We start from the raw sequence: 20,002 nt of genomic DNA, 5'->3' as shown, positions 1-20,002 counted from the left end.
TCCGAGCTCCTCCCTCGCGCCGCGCAGCGCCCCGTCACCGCACGTGGCGCGCTGCGCGCAGCGCATCATTTCTCGCCGAAAGTCCGCCATTTTCGCGCGCCTTACCGCTTCTTTCCCCTTTGCCGCACCGCACCCCACGTTTCCCCCAGGGTGACACTTTCCGTACGACCGTACAAAAATGCTCCCGTCTGACATCCCTGAGGACGACGTTGCAAGCCCATCGGGTTACGGAGAGGCAATCGGTGAACGAGCAGCCGCATCAACCTGCATTCCGACACAGTTCCGCGCCGCGCCGACACAATCGCGCCCGCTCAACTGGCCTCGCCGACACGGCGTCCCTCCCCGCTTCACCGCAACAATCCCCGTGATGCCGTCCGCGTGACGCGTCGCCGGCGGCGCCCTCGCGGGCATTCACCGCCACCCGCATGGACAGCGCAGACGCGCCGCCTCCGTGTGCCCAGCCGTACCGCGAAGAAGTCGTTCGAATCCCGCTGTTTTGCCGCATTCAAAAACACATCCAGACAATCAGGATTCCAAAATGTCTAAACGCAATACGCTACGCAAAAATCTGCTTGCGACCGGGCTCGCGGCAACGGGTCTGCTGGGCATGACGGGCGCCGCGCAGGCGCAGAGCAGCGTGACGCTGTACGGTATCGTCGACGGCTCGCTGCTTTACACGAGCCACACGCTGAACACGACGACCGGGCAAAACATGGGGCACCAGTTCTCCTTCACCGACAGCGGCATGACGGGATCGAGCTTCGGCTTGCGCGGCTCGGAAGATCTGGGCGGCGGCATGCGCGCGATCTTCACGTTGGAAAGCGGTATCAGCGTGGCCAACGGCGGGTTCGACAATTCGAACGGCAACATGTTCGGCCGCCAGGCATGGGTCGGCGTGAGCAGCGGCTACGGCACGGTCAAGGCCGGTCTGCAATTCTCGCCGTTCTTCCTCTCGCTCTACGACACCGACCCGCGCGGCATGTCGTATTTCGGCAGCGGTCTCGTGAGTTATGTGAACAACGTCTACGTCACGGGCCTCTTCAACAGCAATTCGCTCACGTACACCTCGCCGGAAATCTACGGCCTGCAAGCGGCCGGCATGCTCGCACTCGGCGGCACGGCGGGCGACTTCCAGGCGGGCCGCCAGTATTCGGCGAGCCTGCGCTATCACCTCGGCGGCCTCACGCTGACCGGCGCGCTCTACAACGGCAACGCGGGCGGCAGCGCGGCCAGCACGCCGGTGCCCAGCACCGTCGAATTCGTGGGCCGCACGCTCGGCGCGAGCTATCGCTTCGACAACAGCCTGAGCCTGTTCGCCTCGTATGCGCTCTACAAGGTCGCGGGCTCGTTCAGCAACAGCGTGTATTCGGGCGGCGCCAGCTACTTCTTCACGCCGTATCTGAGCGTCAACGCGGGCGTCTGGTACACGCACGACGGCAACGAAGGCTCGAATCACTCGCTCCTCGCCGCGACCGGCGTGCAGTATTTCCTCTCGAAGCGCACCACGCTCTACGGCCAGGTGGGCTACGTGAACAATCACGGCAACATGCACACGGGCCTGTCGATCAACAACGCGCTCAACGAAGTGACCGGCTCGACGCTGGGCACGAGCATCGGTATCCGCCATATGTTCTGATCGCGGCGCGCTCCGCGACACGCAGGATCGCGGAGCGCGCAACGCCTGAGCACCGGCGCTCAGACCTTCATGCCGGGCAGATTCAGCGAAGCCGTGTTGCCGCCGTCGACGGGCAGCGCCTGGCCGGTGATATAGCTGGCGTCGTCGCTGGCGAGAAACGCGATCGCCGCGGCCACTTCTTCGGCGCGCCCCGGACGACGCAGCTCGCAACGGTAGCCCAGGCGATCGCTCTTGTTGAGCTCGCGCGCGCGTTCGAACACGGGCGCGGTCATGCCGGTCTCGATCAAGCCAGGGCAGACGGCGTTCACGCGGATCGCCCACGGCGCGAGATCGCAGGCGCTCGTCATCGTGAGGTTGATGACGGCGGCTTTCGAGGCGCTATAGGCGTTGCCGCCCGCGCCCGAACGCACGCCGGCCACCGACGCCACGTTGACGACCGCCCCTTGCCCGCGCGCGATCATCGCCTGCGCGGCCCACTTGGTGAAATGCACGACGCCCATGAGATTCACGCCGATGATCTTTTGCCAGACCGCCGTATCCGTCTCGGCGACGATCGAATAGTCGCCGCCCGCGATGCCTGCGATATTGCACAGCGCGTCGATCTCGCCGAAGCGCTCGCGCACCTGCCCGACGCACGCGGCCACCTCGTCCTCGCGCGCGACGTCGAGCGCGCCGTGCCAGACACGCGCCGCATCGAAGCGCGCGGCGGACTCGGCCAGCGCATCGCGGTTCCAGTCGACGAGCGCGACGCGCGCGCCTTCGTCATACAGCCGTTGTGCCGTCGCGCGCCCGATACCGCTGGCCGCGCCGGTCACGAGGGCCACCTTGTCCTTGAATCGCATCGTCGTTTTCCTCTCGAAGTGAGCGTTGTCGTTTGTGCTGTGTTGCTCGATATGCAGAATTGTTGTCTGCATTGCAGAATTTATAGAGATGAACCCTGAGCGTCAATCCGGCCTATTGCGCCTGTTTTTACGATGCCGCATCGCCGCATTTATCTATTAGAGATAGGAACATGGCGTATCGGCGCGCCAGGAACGTCGGTCTGGTAGTTTCCCCAGGCTGACTGCATTGCAGAATTCATTGCCAAATGAGCGCTCACGAAGCGCTAGCGATCGACGCACACGGAGGTCACGGTGGATCTGTTTTTGCAGCAGGTGCTCAACGGTTTGACGCTCGGAGGCATCTACAGCCTCGTCGCGCTGGGCCTCACGCTCGTGTACGGCATCATGGCCGTGCCGAACTTCGCGCACGGCGCGTTCTACATGGTCGGCGCGTTCGCGGCGTTCTACCTCACCACGCGCTTCGGCCTCGGCTACTGGAGCGCGATGGTGGCCGCCGCGATCTGCGTGGGCATCGTCGCCGTGCTCGCGGAACGCCTCGTGTTCCATCCGCTGCGCAACGCGCCCGAACTCGCGCCGATGATCGCCGCCATCGGCCTCATGCTGTTTCTCGAAGCGGCCGCGCAGGCGCTCTGGGGCACCGACTTCCACCGCATGTCGCCGCCGTGGTCCGGCGTGCTCGAATGGGGCGGCGTGATCGCCCCGATCCAGCGCCTGCTGATCATCGCGGGCGCATTCGGCCTCGTGCTCGCGCTGCAACTGTTCCTGCATCACACCGTGGCCGGCTCGACGATTCTCGCCGTCGCGCAGAACCGCGAAGGCGCGGCGCTCATGGGCATCGACCCGCGCAAGGTGGGCATGGCCACTTTCGCGCTCTCGGGCGTGCTGGCCGCCGTGGCCGCCGCGCTCTACGCGCCCATCAACCTGATCTATCCGGCAATGGGTCAGTTAGTGATCCTGAAGGCCTTCGTCATCATCATTCTCGGCGGCATGGGCAGCGTGCCCGGTGCCGTCGTGGGCGGCCTGATCATCGGCCTCGCCGAAAGCTTCGGCGCCTTCTACGTCTCGCCCGACTACCAGGACCTGATCGCCTTCGTCCTGCTCGTGGCGATCCTGTCGCTGCGCCCGCAAGGGCTTTTCTCAAGGGAGATGCGCGCATCATGATGCCAACGCGCCACCTGGGCTGGCTCGCGCTGTTCGTGATTGGCCTCGCCCTGCCGTTTCTCGTGCGCTCCGATTATTCGCTCACGGTGATGTCCACGGCCTTCATCTTCGCGCTGGCGACGATCGGCCTCAACCTGCTCACTGGCTATACCGGCCAGTTCAATCTCGCGCACGGCGGCTTCATGGCCGTGGGCGCGTACACGGTGGGCATCCTCACCGTGGACTACCAGGTGCCGTTCTGGATTGCGTTCGCGCTCGCGGGCGTGGTGAGCGTCGTGCTCGGTTTCTTCGTGGGCCTCGTTTCGCTGCGACTGAAGGGCAATTACTTCGCGATCTTCACGCTCTGCGTGGGCTACATCATCTTTCTCGGCATCGAGAAATGGGACAGCCTCACGCATGGCGTGGTGGGCATCATCGGCATCGCGGCGCCGCCTTCGATCGGCTCGATTTCGTTCGAGAATCCGCGCGCGCTCTATTACCTCACGTTCGCGTTTCTTGCCGCGGGCATGTGGATCATGCATCGCATCGTGAATTCGCTCGTCGGCCACACCTTCGTGGCGATCCGCAACAGCGAGCATCTCGCGCAGGCGCTCGGCATCGATCTCATGCGCAACAAGATGCTCGCGTTCCTGATCTCCACGTGCTATGCGGGCATCGCGGGCGGCCTCTACGCGGGCTTCGTGCGCTTTCTCGGACCCGATCTCGCGAACATCGGCCATACCTTCGACATGACGATGTACGTGGTGGTCGGCGGCATCGGCACGCTGGCCGGTCCGCTGCTCGGCGCGATTGCGCTGCCGTGGCTCACGCAGTCGCTGCAGTTCATGCAGGACTATCGCTTTCTCGTGTTCGGCCCCTTGCTGATCGTGCTGCTGATCTTCCTGCCGCGCGGTCTGGTCGGCCTTTATCAGAGCCTGCGCAGCCGCGTGGGAACGCGTAATGTCGCGCCGCCGCCCACGCGCCGCGCCACGTCGAGCGGAGACGGCCATGCTTGAAATCGCGTCGCTATCGAAACACTTCGGAGGCCTGACTGCCGTCAGCGATGTCAGCACGCGCATCGACGAAGCGCGCATCAACGCGATCATCGGTCCGAACGGCGCGGGCAAGACCACCTTCTTTAATCTGATCAGCGGCATGTACCGGCCCAGCACGGGCAGCATCAAGTTGCGCGGCCAGGACGTCACCGGTTTGCGCGCCGATCAGATGGCGCGGCTCGGCGTGGCGCGCACGTTCCAGGCCACGGCGCTGTTCGAAACGGCGTCGGTGCTGGAGAACCTGATCGTGGGCCATCGGCTGCGCACGCGCTCCGGTCTCTGGGACGCCCTGCTGCGCACCGCGCGCTGCAAGCACGAAGAACGCCTGTGCCGCGACAAGGCGCGCGAATCGCTCGATTTCGTGGGGCTCGCGCATCTGGAAGCGAAGCCCGCGGGCGGCATCACGCAGGAAGAACGCAAGCGCGTGGCGATCGCACTCGCGCTGGCGACCGACCCGACCGTGCTGTTGCTCGACGAACCGGCGGGCGGCGTGAATCCCGAGGAAACCGACGGGCTCGCCACGCTGATCCGCAAGATCGCGCGGCGCGGCATGACGGTGTGCCTCGTCGAACACAAGATGAGCATGATCATGAATCTCGCGGACAAGATCATGGTGCTCGACCACGGCGAAAAAATCGCCGAGGGCACGCCCGACGAAATCCGCAGGAACCAGGCGGTGATCGACGCCTATCTCGGGAGCGAACATGCTGACGTTCAATGACGTGAGCCTCGATTACGGCAGTTTTCGTGCGCTGCACGGCATCAACCTGCGCGCCGACGAAGGCGAACTCGTGGTGCTGCTCGGCGCGAACGGCGCGGGCAAGAGTTCGATCTTTCGCGCGGCCAGTGCGCTCACGCGTGCGAGCGCCGGGCGCATTCGGCTCAAGGACGTCGATCTCGTCGGCAAGCGTCCCGCCGAGGTCGTGCGCGCGGGCGTGATCCATTGCCCCGAAGGCCGCAAGCTGTTTCCCGCGATGTCCGTGCTGAAAAATCTGATGCTGGGCGCGTACCCGCATCGGCGCGACCGCACGGGCAACCGCACGCGGCTCGACGACGTGTTCGGCCTCTTTCCCGACCTCGTCAAACGCAAGGACGATCCCGCCGGTGCGTTGAGCGGCGGTCAGCAGCAGATGGTCGCGATCGGCCGCGCGCTGATGAGCCGGCCGCGCGTGCTGCTGCTCGACGAGCCGTCGCTCGGCCTCGCGCCGCTCGTCGTCAAGCAGACCTTCGAGGTGATCCAGCGTATCAACCGCGCGGGCACCACGGTGCTGCTCGCGGAGCAGAACGCGCACGCCGCGCTAAAGATCGCGCATCGCGCCTATGTCGTGGAGTCGGGTCGCATCGTGCTCGAAGGCGACTACGACAGCCTCGCGGGCAATGAAGCCGTGCGCCGCGCCTATGTCGGCGGTTGAGGCCGCGCTGCGCGCGCGCTCACGCCACGCAATCCATACAAGCCACTCCATCAAGGACACGTTCATGATCGTCAAGAAGCTGTGCCTCGCGCTTTCCGCCGCGTTTGCCTCCTCGCTGATCGCCGCCTCGCCCGTCATGGCGCAGGAGAACGCCGTGCATATCGGCTTTTCCGGGCCGCTCAGCGGCGGCGCCGCGAAATACGGCCAGAACGTGCTCGAAGGCATGCAGATGGCCGTGGCCGAAATCAATCAGGCCGGTCTCGTGGTGGGCGGCAAGCCCCTGAAGCTCGACGTGGTCGCGCTCGACGATCAGTACAACCCGAGCGAAACGGCGATCAACGCGCGCCGTCTCTCGCAGGAGTACAAGGCGCCCATCGTGCTGGTGCCGCACTCAGGAGGTTGCTACGCAGTCCAGACGATCAACGCCCAGCAGAATCTCTTGCTGCTCGCCTACACGAGCGTGCCGCAGCTCGCCGCGCGCGGCAATCCGCTCACGATCCGCATCCCGCCGGAATTCACCTCGTACACGCCTGCGTTCGTGAAGTACGAGATGAGCAAGTACGGCAAGGAAGTGGCCATCGCGAGCACCGACACCGACTACGGCAAAGCCTGGACCGCCGCGTTCAAGCCCGCGTGGCAGGCTGCGGGCGGCACCGTGGTCGCCGACACGCCGCTCTCGTACAACCGCGCCACCGACTTCTATAGCGGCGTGAGCCGCGTGCTCGCCGCGAAGCCGAAGGTCATCTTCGTAGGTGGGCCGTCCGAACCCACGGGCCTCATCATTCGCCAGGCGCGCGAACTGGGCTTCAAAGGCGGCTTCGCGGTGATGGATCAGGCCAAGCTCGACGAAGTCGCGAAGATCGCAGGCGGTTATGGCGCGCTCGAAGGCTCGATTGGCGTGATGCCGATCGGCGACGATCCCTCGCCCGACGCCAAGTCCTTCGTCGCGCGCTTCACGAAGACGCACGCGGGCCGCCTGCCGACGCAGGAAGCGTCGCTGAACTACACCGCCGTGTGGGCGACCGCGCAAGCCATGAAGATCGCCGGCACGACGACCGACGCCGCCGCGATCCGCAAGGCCTACGATCAGGCCTTGAAAGCGCTCTCGCCGCAGAACAATCCGCATGGCCTGACCGGCGTCGATGCGCGCGGCGGCATCACGATGGGCCGCGCCGTGGTGGCCGTGGTCGAGAACGGCAATATCAAGGCGCTGCCCGATTCGGTCGCTTCCGCGAAGTGATCGCATTGGATCGAGTTGAATCGACTCGACCGGCATGAAGCAACGGCGTCGCGCTAGCGCGGCGCCGGGTTTTTTTCTCGCGAGGATGGCATGACGCAAGCAAGAACGCCCGAAGTATTCGTCGAAGGTCTGTGCTTTGCCGAGGCGCCGCGCTGGCACGCGGGCAAGCTCTGGTTCTCCGATTTCTTTCGCCACGAAGTGCTGTGCGCCGATGCAGACGGCAAGCTCGAAACCGTCGCGCACGTGCCGCATTCTCCCAGCGGACTCGGCTGGCTGCCGGACGGCACGATGCTGGCCGTATCGATGCACGACTGCACGGTGCTCGCGATCGGCAACGAAAACGGGAACGGGAACGGCGCGCCGCGCGTCTACGCCGACCTCTCCCGGCACGTGCCGGGACCGTGCAACGACATGCTCGTCGATACGGCCGGGCGCGCGTATGTCGGCAATTTCGGCTTCAATCTCTATGCGGACGAGCCGGAGCGCGCGACCGATCTGCTCTGCGTGCTGCCCGACGGCCGCGTGCGCGTGGCGGCGCGCGAATTGCGCTTCCCGAACGGCATGGCGCTCACGCCCGATGGCCGCACGCTGATCGTCGCGGAGACGTTCGGGCAGCGCATCACGGCATTCGATGTCGATGCGGAAGGCGACGGCGCGCTGTCACGTCGCCGTGTGTTCGCGGACCTCGCGGGCAGCTATCCCGACGGCCTCTGTCTCGATGCCGAAGGCGCGGTCTGGGTCGCGGACGCGCGCGGCAATCGCGTGCTGCGCGTGAAGGAAGGCGCGGGGATCGTCGACAGCATCGCCATGGGCGACGAACAAGGCTACGCGTGCATGCTCGGCGGCGACGATGGCCGCACGCTGTTTCTGTGCGCCGCGCCCGGCATTGGCGCCGAGAACGGCGCGCGCCGTGCGGGCCGCATCCTCGCCGTGCGCGTGGAGGTGCCGCACGCCGGTTTGCCCTGAACCCCTGCAGCGATCCGGGCATTCGACGCCTGCGGCACGCAATCGCTCAAGCCGAAGACGGCCTGAACGCGTCGCGCAATTCGCGCTTGAGCACCTTGCCGATCGCGCTGCGCGGCAAGGCCTCGACCACCACGACTTCAGCGAGCCGCTGCATTTTGCCGAGGCGCTCGTTGGCCCAGTCCGCGATGGCGTGCGCCGTTTCATCGCGGCCCGAACGCACCGTGACGAAGGCGACCGGCGTCTCGCCCCAGCGCTCCGAATTCACGCCGACCACCGCCGCTTCCGCCACCGCCGGATGCCCGAGCAGCACCTGCTCCAGATCGCTCGGATAGATATTGAAGCCGCCCGAAATGATCATGTCCTTCTTGCGGTCCATGAGCACGAGAAAACCCTCTTCATCGAAGCGGCCAATGTCGCCCGTGCGGATGAAGCGCTGGCCGTCGCGGTCGTGCCACTCGGCTTCGGCGGTCTTCTCCGGCTGACGATAGTAGCCCGTCATCATGGTCGGCGAACGCCCGACGATTTCGCCGATGCTGCCGGGCGGCAGTTCCTCGCCCGCCGCGTCGATCATACGCATTTCATGCCCCGGCATGGGCTTGCCGACCGTATGCAGCTTGGCGGGAAACTCATCGGCGCACAGTTCGCACGATGCGCCGCCCTCGGTCATGCCGTAGAACTCCGTGAGGCTGCCGGGCCAACGGCGCACCACGTCGGCCTTCAACGCGGCATTGAACGGCGCACTCGTGCAGGACTTCGAAATAAAACTCGACAGATCGTAACGATCGAAATCCGGCTCCGCGAGCAGACGCTGATATTGCACCGGCACCAGCATCGTATGCGTGGCGCGATGCTGCTGCGCGAGTTCGAGATAGCGCTTCGTGTCGAACTTCGGCATCAGCACGACGGTGCCGCCGAGCGCGAAGGTCGGAAAGAAACTCACGAGCGTGGTGTTCGAATAAAGCGGCGTGGAGATGAGCGTGACCGCTTCGGGGCCGTAGCCGCGCGAAACGCTGCGCAGCGCGTAGGCGAAGCGCATTGCGTGCGACTGCACGATGCCCTTGGGCATGCCCGTCGTGCCCGACGAATAGATGATATTGAACGCCCACTGCGGCTCGATGCGCACCTCGCGCGGCGCCACGCCACGCGGCGCGAGCCAGGCGTCGAGGCCCGTGAATGGCGCGGTGCCAGCCTGAGTCGTTTCCTGCGCGTCGAGACGCACGCACCGCACAGCGGGCGCGTGCGCCGCGCCGTCCAGCGCGCGCTGCACCGGCTCATCGAGAAACAGCACGCGCGCGCCCGCGTTGCCGATCATGCCCGCGAGGCTGTCGGGATGCGAAGCCGGCGAGAGCGGCGCGACCGCCGCGCCCGCGCGCAACGCGCCGAGAAACACCGCCGCGTACCACGGCGACGCGCCCGCGCAAATCGCCACCACGTCTTCGGGCACCACGCCGTCGCGCTGCAGGGCGCTCGCGCACTGGTCGATCATCGCGTCGAATTCGGCGTAGCTGTAGAGCGTGCCGTCGCAAACGAGCGCCGCATGATCGCCCTGCTCGCGCGCCCATTTGCGGATCTGCTCGCCGATGCTTTCGAATGGCGGCAGGTCGAGCGCTGCTGTGGAAGTCATGTCGTCGTGCTCCGCTGATCAGAGATAGCTCGCGAGTTCCATCTTGGCGATGGCGTTGCGATGCACTTCGTCCGGGCCGTCCGCGAGACGGATCGTGCGCGCGCTCGCATACGCGCGCGCGAGGCCGAAATCGTCGCTCACGCCCCCGCCGCCATGCGCCTGGATCGCCCAGTCGATCACCTGGCAGGCCATTGCGGGCGCGGCCACCTTGATCATCGCAATCTCCTTGCGCGCGGCCTTGTTGCCGACGGAATCCATTTTCCATGCCGCGTGCAGCACGAGAAAACGCGCCTGATCGATCAGAATGCGCGCGTTGGCGATGCGTTCGCGCGTGACGCCCTGATCCGCAATCGCACGGCCGAACGCGGTGCGTTTCGTGGTGCGTCGGCACATCGCTTCGAGCGCGCGTTCGGCGCGGCCGATCAAGCGCATGCAGTGGTGAATGCGGCCCGGCCCGAGACGCCCTTGCGCGATCTCGAAGCCGCGCCCCTCGCCGAGCAGCACGTTCGTGACCGGCACGCGCACGTTTTCGAACAGCACTTCGGCATGACCGTGCGGCGCGTCGTCGTAACCGAACACGGGCAGATGGCGCAGCACCGTGACGCCGGGCGTGTCGAGCGGCACCAGCACCATCGACTGGCGCTGATGGCGATTCTCTCCGTGCGGATCGGTTTTACCCATGAAAACAAGGATCTTGCAGCGCGGATCGTTCGCGCCCGAGGTCCACCATTTGCGCGCATTGATGACGTAATGATCGCCGTCGCGCTCGATACGCGCTTCGATATTGGTCGCATCCGACGAGGCCACGGCGGGCTCGGTCATCGCGAAGGCCGAACGGATCGTGCCGTCGAGCAGCGGCGCGAGCCACTCGCGCTTTTGCGCCTCGCTGCCGTAGCGCAGCAGCGTTTCCATATTGCCGGTGTCGGGCGCCGAGCAATTGAACGGCTCCGCACCGATCGCCGAGCGCCCCATGATTTCGCACAGCGGCGCGTATTCCAGATTCGTAAGACCGTCCTGCGATTCGTGCGCGGGCAGAAACAGATTCCACAGTCCCGCGCCGCGCGCCTTGTCCTTGAGCTTTTCCATCACGGGCGCGGGCTGCCACGGATTGCCCGCGCGCCGCGCCGCATCCATTTCGGCGGCGAACTGTTCCTCCGCCGGATACACATGCTGATCCATGAATGCCGTGAGCCGGGCCTGCAGATCCTTCACCTTGCTCGAATGTTCGAAGTTCATAAGCTGATTTCCGCTGAATTGACCGGTTGAATGTCGCGTGGCACGTGTGGCACGTGTGGCGCGTGGCCCGCAGCGCGCGCTAGCGCATCGCGTCCACTTCGCGTGCGAGCGCCCACGCCTGCTCCGCGAGCGGACGCGTGCGCTTGCCCGTTTCGAGCGCGAGCGCGCTCGACGCGTTGCCTTGCAGCGCGCGCGCCATCACGCCCTGCAAAATACCCACGAGCCGGAACATGTTGAAGACGAGGTAATAGCCCCAATCGACTTCGGACACGTCGTCGCGCGAAGCACGTGCGACTCGCTGCAAATAGCGCTGCAAATAAGCCTTTTCGCCGGGAATGCCGAGTGCGTCGAGATCGAGTCCGACCAGGCCGCGCCGCGCGCCCGCCTGCATATGCCAGATCATGCAGTGATAAGCGAAGTCGACAAGCGGATGGCCGAGCGTGGACAGTTCCCAATCGAGCACGGCGAGAATGCGCGGTTCGCGCGCGTCGAAAATCACGTTGTCGAGCCGGTAATCGCCATGCACGATGCGGCGTTCGTCGCCGGCCGGCAAATGCTTCGGCAGCCAGTCGATCAATTGGTCGGCAGCTTCGATGCGCTCCGTTTCCGACGCGCGATATTGTTTGGTCCAGCGCGCCACCTGACGCTCGATGTAATTGCCCGCACGGCCGTAATCGCCGAGACCGATCGCATCGGGATCGACCGAATGCAAGGCGGCAATCACGCGATTCATCTCGTCGTAGATGTCACCGCGCGCCTCGGGCGTCATGCCCGGCAGCGCCGCGTCCCAGAAGATGCGCCCCTCCACATACTCCATCAGATAGAACGGCGAGCCGATCACCGCCGCGTCCTCGCAGAGCGCGTAGGCTTTCGCGACCGGCACATCGGTCTGCGCGAGCGCGCGAATCACGCGATATTCGCGGTCCACCGCATGCGCCGACGGCAGCAGCACGCCCGGCGGCTTGCGGCGCAACACGTAGCGCGCGCCGCCCGCATTGAGCAGAAAAGTGGGATTCGACTGGCCGCCCTTGAATTGCTCGACGTGCACGCCGCCCGCGAAATCGTGCAGATGCTCGCGCATCCACGCGGCGAGACGCGCGATGTCGAAGGCATGCGCGTCGGCGACGGGACGCGTGCCGCTGAAGCTCGACTGGAGATCGATACTCATGGATTCGGGCAGCCTCCATTGACGGCGCGTGGACGCGCGACTGCGCCCGATTTACGCCGCTAGAATATTCTGCAAAGCAGGTGTGAATTCTGCATTGCAGAAATGCTAGCGTGTGCGGGGGACGTGTGTAAAGGTCTATGAAGCACGATGAGATTGGGACAAACCCCAGTGGAAAGCCCCTGATTCAGGCGCGATGCTGACGCTCGATTGACCAAACAAAGGCGCTCAGGCAATTCGTCCTGCATTGAATTTCGCTGCAAATGATGTCTGCCGTGCAGGCGTTCCATTTGGCGAATCGGTCGCTTGCCGTGAAGATAATCCGCGCCCTTTTAGTCAGGATGTCGAATTATCCAGACGAAAAAAAAACGCAGGCCGCTGATCGCGCCTGCGTTTTTCCTGCCGACTGCGCCGCCTTTATCGCCCCGCCACGGCCGCCTCAATCTGCCCGATCATCTGCAACAGACGCGGTTTCACTTCATTGAGCAGAAATTCGGGCGTCAGCGAAAACGACGGCCCGCCCACGTTGATCGCCATGACCGGCAAGCCGCCGCCCGGTTCGAACGCGCGCGCGATGCCGTTCACGTCCTTCTGCCACTCGCCGAACGAACACGTGACGCCGAGCGTGGCGTGATCGCGCACGCCCTGCTCGATGCCGCGGCGCACGTTCGGCCACGCCACGTCGTCGAGTTCGCGGATCTGCTCCATCACGTCGTCGCGTTCGCGCGGCGCGACGGCCGCGAGCCACGCGCGTCCGATCGCCGAAGTCGCCAGCGGAATGCGCGAGCCCACGTCGAGCGTGAGCGCCAACGCCGCCGTGCTGCGGCAGCTTTCGATATAGAGCATCGAGAGCCGGTCGCGCACGCCGAGCGAGACCGTGCCGCCCGAGAACTCCGAAAGCTCCTGCATCATCGGCCGCGCGATCTTGCGCACGTCCAGGCGCGCGAGCATCGAACTGCCGAGCGCGAGACAGGCGGTGCCGAGGCGGTAGCGCCCGGTGTCTTCGAGGTGGATCAGGTAGCCGATCTTCGTGAGCGTCATGGTCAGACGCGAGACCGTCGAGCGCGGCAGCTTGCAGCGTTGGGCGATTTCCTGATTGGTCAGCGTCGTGTCGCCGCCGCGAAAGCAGGCGAGGACCTCGAGCCCCCGGGCCAGCGCGGTCACGAAATGGCGATCTTCCTTGTGGGCGCTTTTGCGAGCCGGCTTCGGCGCGGTATCAGACATTGCGATAAGGGTGAAGTTGACGCGAGTGCCGCGAGCACGGGCACGATTTTGGGTTCGCGGAATTATATGCTGTATCGCAGGATCGACGCCGCGCGTCAATGGGTGGGGAACCCTGGCGGACAGTTTCCCGGCCGGGCGTGGCCCGGGAAACTATGCGGGAAGGCGAGACGGGCGCGCAAGTTTCTTGCCGCGCCGCGCGCGGATCTACCTCGCCTGGAAATTAGTTAGCCATCCTAGTTATTGAGCCGGTTTCAGCACGACGCGAAAGCGCGCCTTGCCGCTCATCATGCGTTCGTAAGCTTCGGCGGCACGCTCCAGCGGATACTCCTCGATCATCGGCTTGACGCCGGAAAGTGCGCTGAATGCGAGCGTTTCCTGCGAATCCGCTGCCGTGCCCGACGGCCAGCCCTGCACCGAATGGCGTCCCATGATGAACTGCGTAATCGGCACTTCGACGGGTTCTTCCGATACACCCACCATGATCAGCTTGCCGTTCAGACCGAGCCCGCCGAGCGCCGCGCTCATCGCCTTGCCGCTCGTGACCGTCGCGAGCATCACGCGCGCGCCGCCGAGCGCGAGCAAGGCTTCGGCGACGTTCTGCGCCTGACTGTCGATGTAATGATGCGCGCCCAGTTGCTTCGCGAGCGGCGCCTTGTCCTGCCCGCGCGCGATGGCGACGGTGACGAAACCCATCTTGCGCGCAAACTGCACGCCCAGATGACCGAGGCCGCCGATGCCGAGAATCGCGACCACGTCGCCCGCGCGTGCGCCGCTATTGCGCAGCGCATTGAAGGTGGTGATGCCCGCACACAGCAGCGGCGCGGCATCGACGTCGGAGAGATCGTCGGGCATGCGCGCGAGCGCCTCCTGCGGCGCGACCATGTATTGCGCGTAACCGCCGTCGTAGCTGATGCCCGGCACCTGGGCGGCCGTGCACAGCACGAAGTCGCCGTGGCGGCAACGCTCGCAATGGCCGCAATGCCCGCCGTGCCAGCCCACGCCCACGCGCTGCCCGGCTTGCCAGCCGTCCACGCCCGCGCCGAGCGTGTCGATCACGCCCGCGATCTCGTGACCCGGCACGCGCGGATAAGCGAGGCCCGGCCACAGGCCGTCTTTCGTCATCGAATCGCTATGGCAGATGCCGCACGCCTGCACCTTGATCAGCACATGGCCCTCGGGCGGCTCGGGAACCTCGCGCTCGACGAGTTCGAGCGGACCGCCCGCTTTCGTCACCTGCACTGCCTGCATCGTTCGCATACGTTGCTCCTCGATCGGGAAGGAATGGGCCGATGTGCCGCGATGGCGTTGTGCCTGATCGGCAAGTGTTCGAGGATACGCGGGTCGTGTGGCACAGGCTGCGCGCGTGGCCGCGGCGGCGGTGTTTTTGGCGTCCGGGCGGAGGATGGCGGCGGATTCGCACGCGGATTAACGCCAAATTTGGCGAATATCTCCACGTGGAGAATGGAATGGGGCACGATCAAAGCGGCCTCGGCGCGAGCCGCGAGGCCATCGATAATCATCAGGATTCCGATCTATTTATCAGAGATCGCGCGGCGGGATCTCTATAGCATTGAAGCGCGTATTCGTCGAGGAAGCGGTTTGATGCGGCCTCCGCGACCGCATCCGTCAATGCATCGAAGCGAGCCCTAAGCCAGCGCCTCCTCCGACACCTCGTCCGCGAACTCCGCCGCCTCGCTCGCACGCCGATCCGCCCACCGGTCCGCCTGCGTATTCGCCGCGCCGTCCGTGCGCAAACGGAACGTCGCCACCGCGTCGGCCATCAAATTCGCCTGCTGCTCCAGCGAACCGGCCGCCGCGGCCGCCTCTTCCACGAGCGCCGCGTTCTGCTGCGTGACCTGATCCATCTGGCTCACGGCCTGCTCGACCTGCTCGATGCCCGCGCTCTGCTCGACGGTCGCCGACGCGATCTCCTTCATCAGCCCCGACACGCGCTCGATCGACGACACCACTTCCGCCATCGTCGCGCCCGCCTCGGTCACGCGCGCGCGGCCGCCGCGCACGTCTTCGACCGATTCGTCGATCAGCGACTTGATTTCGCGCGCCGCCGCCGCGCTGCGCTGCGCGAGGTTGCGCACTTCGCCCGCGACCACGGCGAAGCCGCGTCCCTGCTCGCCCGCGCGCGCCGCTTCCACCGACGCGTTGAGCGCGAGAATATTGGTCTGAAACGCGATGCCGTCGATGATGCCGGTGATATCGGCGATCTTGCCCGAGCTGCGCGTGATCGCTTCCATCGTCTCCATCGCTTCTTCGACGACGCGTCCGCCGCGCTGCGCGACCTCGGCCGACCGGGCCGCCAGCGTGCTCGCCTCGTTCGCGTGTTCGGCGTTCTGGCGCACCGTCGCGGTCAGTTGCTCGGTGCTCGCCGCCGTCTGTTCGAGCGACGCCGATTGCTGCTCGGTGCGGCTCGACAGATCGAGATTGCCCGCCGCGATTTCGCGCGCGCCCGTGTTGATCGCATCGCAGCACGCGCGCACGTTGCCCACGGTCAGCGTCAGGCCGTCCTGCATGCGGCGCATCGCGTCGAGCAACTGGCCGATTTCGTTGCGCCCGCCCGTGGCGATCGGCACCGCGAGATCGTTGGCCGCGATCTGGTTGAGCGCGCTGACCGCGACCGCCAGCGGCGCGGTCACGAGACGGCGCAGCGCGAGATGCGTGACGACGACGAGCGCGAGCGCGCCCGTGAGCCCGACCGCCACCATCGCCATGACCCAGTCGTGTTCGCGCTCGCCTTGCGCGAGCGTGGCGCGCACGGCGGCGTCCTTGTCGGCGTGGAAGGCGGCGATGCTCGCGGCGAGCTGCGTGCCGGTCTGCGCCATCTCGCCGGTCGCGAGCGTGGCGTAGGCGGCCGTGTCGCCGTTCTGCAGCGCGTCGGCGGCGCGAGCGAGCACGGCGTTCATCGCGGCCTGCGCGTCGAGCACGGCGGCGCGGCGCGACGGTTGGGCGTTCGCGGCGGCATCTGATGCGGCATCTGATGCGGCGCCCGATGCCGTATTCGATGCCGAGGTCGACGCAGAATTTGCTAAGGAATCCGATGTAGCATTCGATGGCGAATTCAACACCACACTCGCAGATGCATCCGCGCGCAGCGTATCGGCGTCGTGCGCCGCCTGCGTCGTGAGATCACGGGCTGCGCCGAGCGCGGCATCGCGCGACGACGCATCGTTTTGCTCCTTGAGCGCCGCGTAGGCACGCGCCAAAGTCGCCTGCGCGCGCGCCGAATGGGCGCCGATCGCATCGGCCAGCGCGCCCGCGCCCGCCGCTTCGTGTACGCGGCGCGCGGCGTCGTCGGCGCGGCCGATCATGCCGACGCCCACCACCGCGCCGATCACCAGCATCGCCGCGAACGTGCAGAGCACCGCGAGCAGGCCCGCGCGTATCGTCAGATTGCGCATGACGTCTCCTTCAATGCGACGCCGCGGCATTGCCGCCGAGCCGGTTCAACAGCACGTTGCTCTGTTCGAGCAGCGTGGCGCGATAGTCGCCGGGCAGCACGGCGTTGTCCGCCACGGCCAGCGCCTCGCCAATCAGCATGCGGAACGCTTCGACAGTGCGCTCGACCTGTTGCGTGGACAGTTGCGGCAGCACGGCTTCCGCGAACTTGCTCATCACGACCACACTCGCGCCGAAGCGCGAAATGGCCTTGCCATGCGAACTGACGAGCGCCGTCATCGAGCGCAGCAGCATCTCATCGTTGGTGGTCACGGTCATTCTCCAATCAAAATTGCGCCTCAACGAGGCATGGTCGGCATCGATCACGCGGGCAGCGCACGCGGCATCCGCGCGGCCGGCGCGGGGCGCGCGAGCAGAAAACCCTGTGCGCGCTCGCAGCCGATCTCGCGCAGAAAGCGCAACTGGTTCGGCGTTTCCACGCCCTCGGCGACAACCGACACGCCCAGCGACTTCGCCATCGCCACGATCGCGCGCACGATCGAGCCGTTGCCCTCGTCGCTCATGAGCGGAATGTTGTCGCCGACATGCGCGAGAAACGAGCGGTCGACCTTGAGCGTGTCGACGGGCAGCGACTGCAAATAGCGGAACGACGAATAGCCGGTGCCGAAGTCGTCGATCGCGAGACTGATGCCGCGCGCCGCGAGTTCGTGCAGCAGCGCCTCGGTGCCGCCGTGGCTGGAGGTCATCGCCATGCTCTCGACGAGTTCGAGTTGCAGCCGGTTCACGGGCAAGCCGGTCTCGCCGAGAATATTGGCGAGCTGCGCGAGAAAGCCGTCGTGCAGGCACTGGCGCGCGGAAAGATTCACGCAGATGCGCCCGAATTCGAAGCCTTCGTCGAGCCACGCGCGCGCCTGGCGGCACGCTTCGCGCAAGACCCAGGCGCCAATCGGCACGATCAACGCGGATTCCTCGGCAATCGGTATGAACTGGTCGGGCGGCACGAGCCCGCGCTGCGGATGCTGCCAGCGGATCAGCGCCTCGACGTTCGAGAGGCGGCCGCTGCGCACGTCGAATTCGGGCTGGTAATGCAGCAGGAATTCGTTGCTGTCGAGCGCGCGATGCAATTCCGATTCGAGCTGGATGCGCTCCATCGCGCTCGACGTCATCGGCGCGGCGAAAAACTGGAAGTTGTTCTTGCCCGCGCTTTTCGCTTCGTACATCGCGCGGTCGGCCTGCATCAGCAGACGGCCGGAGTCCTGCGCGTCGTCGGGAAACATGCTGATGCCGATGCTCGGCGTGACGAACAGCGTCTGCTCGCCCGTGCGGATCGGCGCGCCCACGCCAAGGAGCAGCGTTTCGGCGATGCGGCCCACGTGGCGGATGTCGTCGATATCCTCGATCAGCAGCGTGAATTCGTCGCCGCCGAGCCGCGCCACCGTGTCGGTCTCGCGCACCGATTCGCGCAGACGCCGCGCAATCACCGCGAGCGCTTCGTCGCCGACGCCGTGGCCCATCGTGTCGTTGATGAGCTTGAATCGGTCGAGGTCGAGAAACATCACCGCAACGCGCTTGCTCGAACGGCGCGCGCGCGCGAGCGCCAATGCGATGCGCTCGGTGAACAGCGTGCGATTGGGCAGACCGGTGAGCGCATCGTGAGTCGCGAGATAACTTAGGCGTGCTTCGTTTTCGCGGCGCTGCGTAATATCGGCGAAAATCGCGGCGTAATGCGTGCAGCGGCCTTTCGCGTCGCGGATGCTGGAGATCGTCAGGTATTCGAGGTAGAGCGTGCCGTCCTTGCGGCGATTCCAGATTTCGCCCTTCCAGTGGCCCGTGGTTTCGATGCTCTCCCACAGCGCCGCGTAGAACGCCGCGCCCTGGCGACCCGAACTGAGCAGGCGCGCGTTGCGGCCGAGCGCGTCGGCTTCGGTGTAGCCGGTCAGGCGCGTGAAGGCCGGATTGATGCGCTCGATCGTGCCTTGCAGATCGGTGATCATCACGCCGTCGAGCGTGGATTCCACCACCTGATCGGCGAGACGCAAATTCGCGCGCGAAGCGAGCAGCGCGTCGTCGCGTTCGCGCAGCGCCGCCTGCAATTCGCGCACGTATTCGTGCTCCATGTCGCGCAGGATATCGGCGAGACCGAGCAGGCCGCTGAGTTCGCCCGCGTCGTCGAGCACGCCGACGTGGCGCATGCGGTTGTCGAGCAGATATTGACGCGCCGAATAGAGGCTGCGCGTGTGCGGCAGCGAGCGCAGCGGCCAGCTCGCGAAGGTGCCCGCCGTGGCGCCGTCCTCGCGCGCGCCTTCGCCGAGCGCGCGCACTACATCACGTTCGGTGAGGATGCCGAGGCCGCCGTCGGCGGCGCGCACGACGATCGCGCTCAGCCGCTCCGCGCGCATGCGCGCGAGCGCCTGTGCGAACGGCGCGGCGGCGTCGATGGTCTGCACCTTCGACGGCTTCGCGCAGCCGAGCGTGCGCAGTTGCAGAAAGCACTCGGGGCCCTGGCTCATGACCAGATCGGTCTGCGTGACGAGACCGAGCGCATGGCCGTCTTCGTCGTCGATCACGAGACCGTGGCGAATGCCCTCGCGCACGAAGTACGCCGCCGCTTCGCGCGCGGGCGTGCGCGCGGACAGCGTGCGCACGGGCTGGCTCATGACGGTGCGGATCGGCCGGTTCGCGGGTTCGTCGCCGGGTCCGCCGGCCGGCTCGGGCAGCGGTTCGTCGATCAGTTCGTTGATGAGGCGCGCGTCGGCCGAATGCGCGCGATGCGCAATGCTCGCGAGCGCGTCGTGCTCGGTCCAGATGCCGATCGGCAGCCCGCGTTCCATCACGACGATCGCGCTGCAACGGTGCTCGGCCATGCGGCGCGCGGCTTCGCGGATCGGCACGTCGGGGCCGCAAGCGAGCAGCGGCCCGGAAAGAAGACGCCCGATTTCGACGTCCAGCGTGTGGTGTTGCATGTCGCGCCCCGTACCGCGTTTGGTTTGTTTGTTGTCTTTTTAAGATGTATTGCGACCGTAGCAGGCGGGCGGGGGAATTGACTTGACC

Annotated in this window: 16 protein-coding genes; 7 read left to right on the top strand and 9 right to left on the bottom strand. The window is 66.0% G+C overall.

Annotation, left to right across the window (positions count from 1 at the left end):
* Nucleotides 1-538 precede the first annotated feature (538 nt).
* Nucleotides 539-1,636, top strand: a complete 1,098-nt coding sequence (locus LDO54_RS02430) for a porin (RefSeq protein WP_224005666.1) — start codon at nucleotides 539-541, stop codon at nucleotides 1,634-1,636.
* A 59-nt stretch (nucleotides 1,637-1,695) separates the two neighbouring features.
* On the opposite strand, the gene LDO54_RS02425 is transcribed toward LDO54_RS02430, so the two are convergent.
* Nucleotides 1,696-2,478 (bottom strand): SDR family NAD(P)-dependent oxidoreductase, encoded by a 783-nt coding sequence (locus LDO54_RS02425; RefSeq protein ID WP_224005663.1) that lies wholly within the window; start codon nucleotides 2,476-2,478, stop codon nucleotides 1,696-1,698.
* Nucleotides 2,479-2,769: 291 nt separating this feature from the next.
* Between LDO54_RS02425 and LDO54_RS02420 the strand changes: the two genes are divergently transcribed.
* From LDO54_RS02420 to LDO54_RS02395, 6 genes are all read left to right on the top strand, one after another.
* The gene (locus LDO54_RS02420; protein WP_224005660.1) at nucleotides 2,770-3,639 is read left to right on the top strand and encodes a branched-chain amino acid ABC transporter permease; all 870 of its coding nucleotides are present in this window, start codon (nucleotides 2,770-2,772) and stop codon (nucleotides 3,637-3,639) included.
* On the top strand, nucleotides 3,636-4,634 hold the full coding sequence (locus LDO54_RS02415; protein ID WP_224005644.1) for a branched-chain amino acid ABC transporter permease: 999 nt from the start codon (nucleotides 3,636-3,638) through the stop codon (nucleotides 4,632-4,634). Before LDO54_RS02420 ends, LDO54_RS02415 begins: the two co-directional genes overlap by 4 nt.
* Nucleotides 4,627-5,394, top strand: coding sequence for an ABC transporter ATP-binding protein (locus LDO54_RS02410; RefSeq protein WP_224005641.1), 768 nt, complete (start codon nucleotides 4,627-4,629; stop codon nucleotides 5,392-5,394). The genes LDO54_RS02415 and LDO54_RS02410 overlap by 8 nt, the downstream gene beginning before the upstream one ends.
* Complete coding sequence (locus LDO54_RS02405) at nucleotides 5,378-6,085, top strand: ABC transporter ATP-binding protein (protein WP_224005638.1); 708 nt, start codon at nucleotides 5,378-5,380, stop codon at nucleotides 6,083-6,085. Before LDO54_RS02410 ends, LDO54_RS02405 begins: the two co-directional genes overlap by 17 nt.
* Before the next feature lie 64 nt (nucleotides 6,086-6,149).
* Nucleotides 6,150-7,325, top strand: coding sequence for an ABC transporter substrate-binding protein (locus LDO54_RS02400; RefSeq protein WP_224005635.1), 1,176 nt, complete (start codon nucleotides 6,150-6,152; stop codon nucleotides 7,323-7,325).
* A 90-nt stretch (nucleotides 7,326-7,415) separates the two neighbouring features.
* Nucleotides 7,416-8,291 (top strand): SMP-30/gluconolactonase/LRE family protein, encoded by an 876-nt coding sequence (locus tag LDO54_RS02395; RefSeq protein WP_224005632.1) that lies wholly within the window; start codon nucleotides 7,416-7,418, stop codon nucleotides 8,289-8,291.
* A 46-nt stretch (nucleotides 8,292-8,337) separates the two neighbouring features.
* Here the strand turns inward: LDO54_RS02395 and LDO54_RS02390 are convergent, their stop codons facing one another.
* The 8 genes from LDO54_RS02390 to LDO54_RS02355 all read right to left on the bottom strand — a co-directional run bounded on the left by LDO54_RS02390 (nucleotide 8,338) and on the right by LDO54_RS02355 (nucleotide 19,914).
* Complete coding sequence (locus LDO54_RS02390; protein WP_224005629.1) at nucleotides 8,338-9,915, bottom strand: class I adenylate-forming enzyme family protein; 1,578 nt, start codon at nucleotides 9,913-9,915, stop codon at nucleotides 8,338-8,340.
* Nucleotides 9,916-9,933: 18 nt separating this feature from the next.
* On the bottom strand, nucleotides 9,934-11,151 hold the full coding sequence (locus LDO54_RS02385; RefSeq protein ID WP_224005627.1) for an acyl-CoA dehydrogenase family protein: 1,218 nt from the start codon (nucleotides 11,149-11,151) through the stop codon (nucleotides 9,934-9,936).
* A gap of 79 nt (nucleotides 11,152-11,230) precedes the next feature.
* A complete protein-coding gene (locus tag LDO54_RS02380; protein ID WP_224005624.1) occupies nucleotides 11,231-12,319 on the bottom strand; it encodes a phosphotransferase in 1,089 nt (362 codons plus the stop codon).
* A gap of 414 nt (nucleotides 12,320-12,733) precedes the next feature.
* Entirely contained in the window at nucleotides 12,734-13,540 is an 807-nt protein-coding gene (locus LDO54_RS02375) for an IclR family transcriptional regulator (RefSeq protein ID WP_224005621.1), read from the bottom strand.
* A gap of 237 nt (nucleotides 13,541-13,777) precedes the next feature.
* On the bottom strand, nucleotides 13,778-14,797 hold the full coding sequence (locus tag LDO54_RS02370; protein ID WP_224005618.1) for an alcohol dehydrogenase: 1,020 nt from the start codon (nucleotides 14,795-14,797) through the stop codon (nucleotides 13,778-13,780).
* A 389-nt stretch (nucleotides 14,798-15,186) separates the two neighbouring features.
* Nucleotides 15,187-16,953, bottom strand: coding sequence for a methyl-accepting chemotaxis protein (locus LDO54_RS02365; protein WP_224005615.1), 1,767 nt, complete (start codon nucleotides 16,951-16,953; stop codon nucleotides 15,187-15,189).
* A gap of 10 nt (nucleotides 16,954-16,963) precedes the next feature.
* A complete protein-coding gene (locus LDO54_RS02360; RefSeq protein WP_224005612.1) occupies nucleotides 16,964-17,263 on the bottom strand; it encodes a hypothetical protein in 300 nt (99 codons plus the stop codon).
* Between the two features lie 50 nt (nucleotides 17,264-17,313).
* Nucleotides 17,314-19,914 (bottom strand): EAL domain-containing protein, encoded by a 2,601-nt coding sequence (locus tag LDO54_RS02355; protein ID WP_224005609.1) that lies wholly within the window; start codon nucleotides 19,912-19,914, stop codon nucleotides 17,314-17,316.
* Nucleotides 19,915-20,002 lie beyond the last annotated feature (88 nt).

It is taken from the genome of Paraburkholderia tropica (assembly GCF_914484835.1).
In the GTDB taxonomy this organism is placed as follows: Bacteria; Pseudomonadota; Gammaproteobacteria; order Burkholderiales; family Burkholderiaceae; genus Paraburkholderia; species Paraburkholderia tropica_A.
Note: the sequence above shows the minus strand (reverse complement) of the source record. Positions and strands in the feature narration are given on the sequence as shown.

Coding starts and splice junctions, on each gene's coding strand:
- LDO54_RS02410 (WP_224005641.1), top strand. CDS start 4,627: ATGCTTGAAATCGCGTCGCTATCGAAACACTTCGGAGGCCTGACTGCC.
- LDO54_RS02355 (WP_224005609.1), bottom strand. CDS start 19,914: ATGCAACACCACACGCTGGACGTCGAAATCGGGCGTCTTCTTTCCGGG.
- LDO54_RS02425 (WP_224005663.1), bottom strand. CDS start 2,478: ATGCGATTCAAGGACAAGGTGGCCCTCGTGACCGGCGCGGCCAGCGGT.
- LDO54_RS02390 (WP_224005629.1), bottom strand. CDS start 9,915: ATGACTTCCACAGCAGCGCTCGACCTGCCGCCATTCGAAAGCATCGGC.
- LDO54_RS02430 (WP_224005666.1), top strand. CDS start 539: ATGTCTAAACGCAATACGCTACGCAAAAATCTGCTTGCGACCGGGCTC.
- LDO54_RS02365 (WP_224005615.1), bottom strand. CDS start 16,953: ATGCGCAATCTGACGATACGCGCGGGCCTGCTCGCGGTGCTCTGCACG.
- LDO54_RS02380 (WP_224005624.1), bottom strand. CDS start 12,319: ATGAGTATCGATCTCCAGTCGAGCTTCAGCGGCACGCGTCCCGTCGCC.
- LDO54_RS02370 (WP_224005618.1), bottom strand. CDS start 14,797: ATGCGAACGATGCAGGCAGTGCAGGTGACGAAAGCGGGCGGTCCGCTC.
- LDO54_RS02375 (WP_224005621.1), bottom strand. CDS start 13,540: ATGTCTGATACCGCGCCGAAGCCGGCTCGCAAAAGCGCCCACAAGGAA.
- LDO54_RS02385 (WP_224005627.1), bottom strand. CDS start 11,151: ATGAACTTCGAACATTCGAGCAAGGTGAAGGATCTGCAGGCCCGGCTC.
- LDO54_RS02405 (WP_224005638.1), top strand. CDS start 5,378: ATGCTGACGTTCAATGACGTGAGCCTCGATTACGGCAGTTTTCGTGCG.
- LDO54_RS02400 (WP_224005635.1), top strand. CDS start 6,150: ATGATCGTCAAGAAGCTGTGCCTCGCGCTTTCCGCCGCGTTTGCCTCC.
- LDO54_RS02395 (WP_224005632.1), top strand. CDS start 7,416: ATGACGCAAGCAAGAACGCCCGAAGTATTCGTCGAAGGTCTGTGCTTT.
- LDO54_RS02415 (WP_224005644.1), top strand. CDS start 3,636: ATGATGCCAACGCGCCACCTGGGCTGGCTCGCGCTGTTCGTGATTGGC.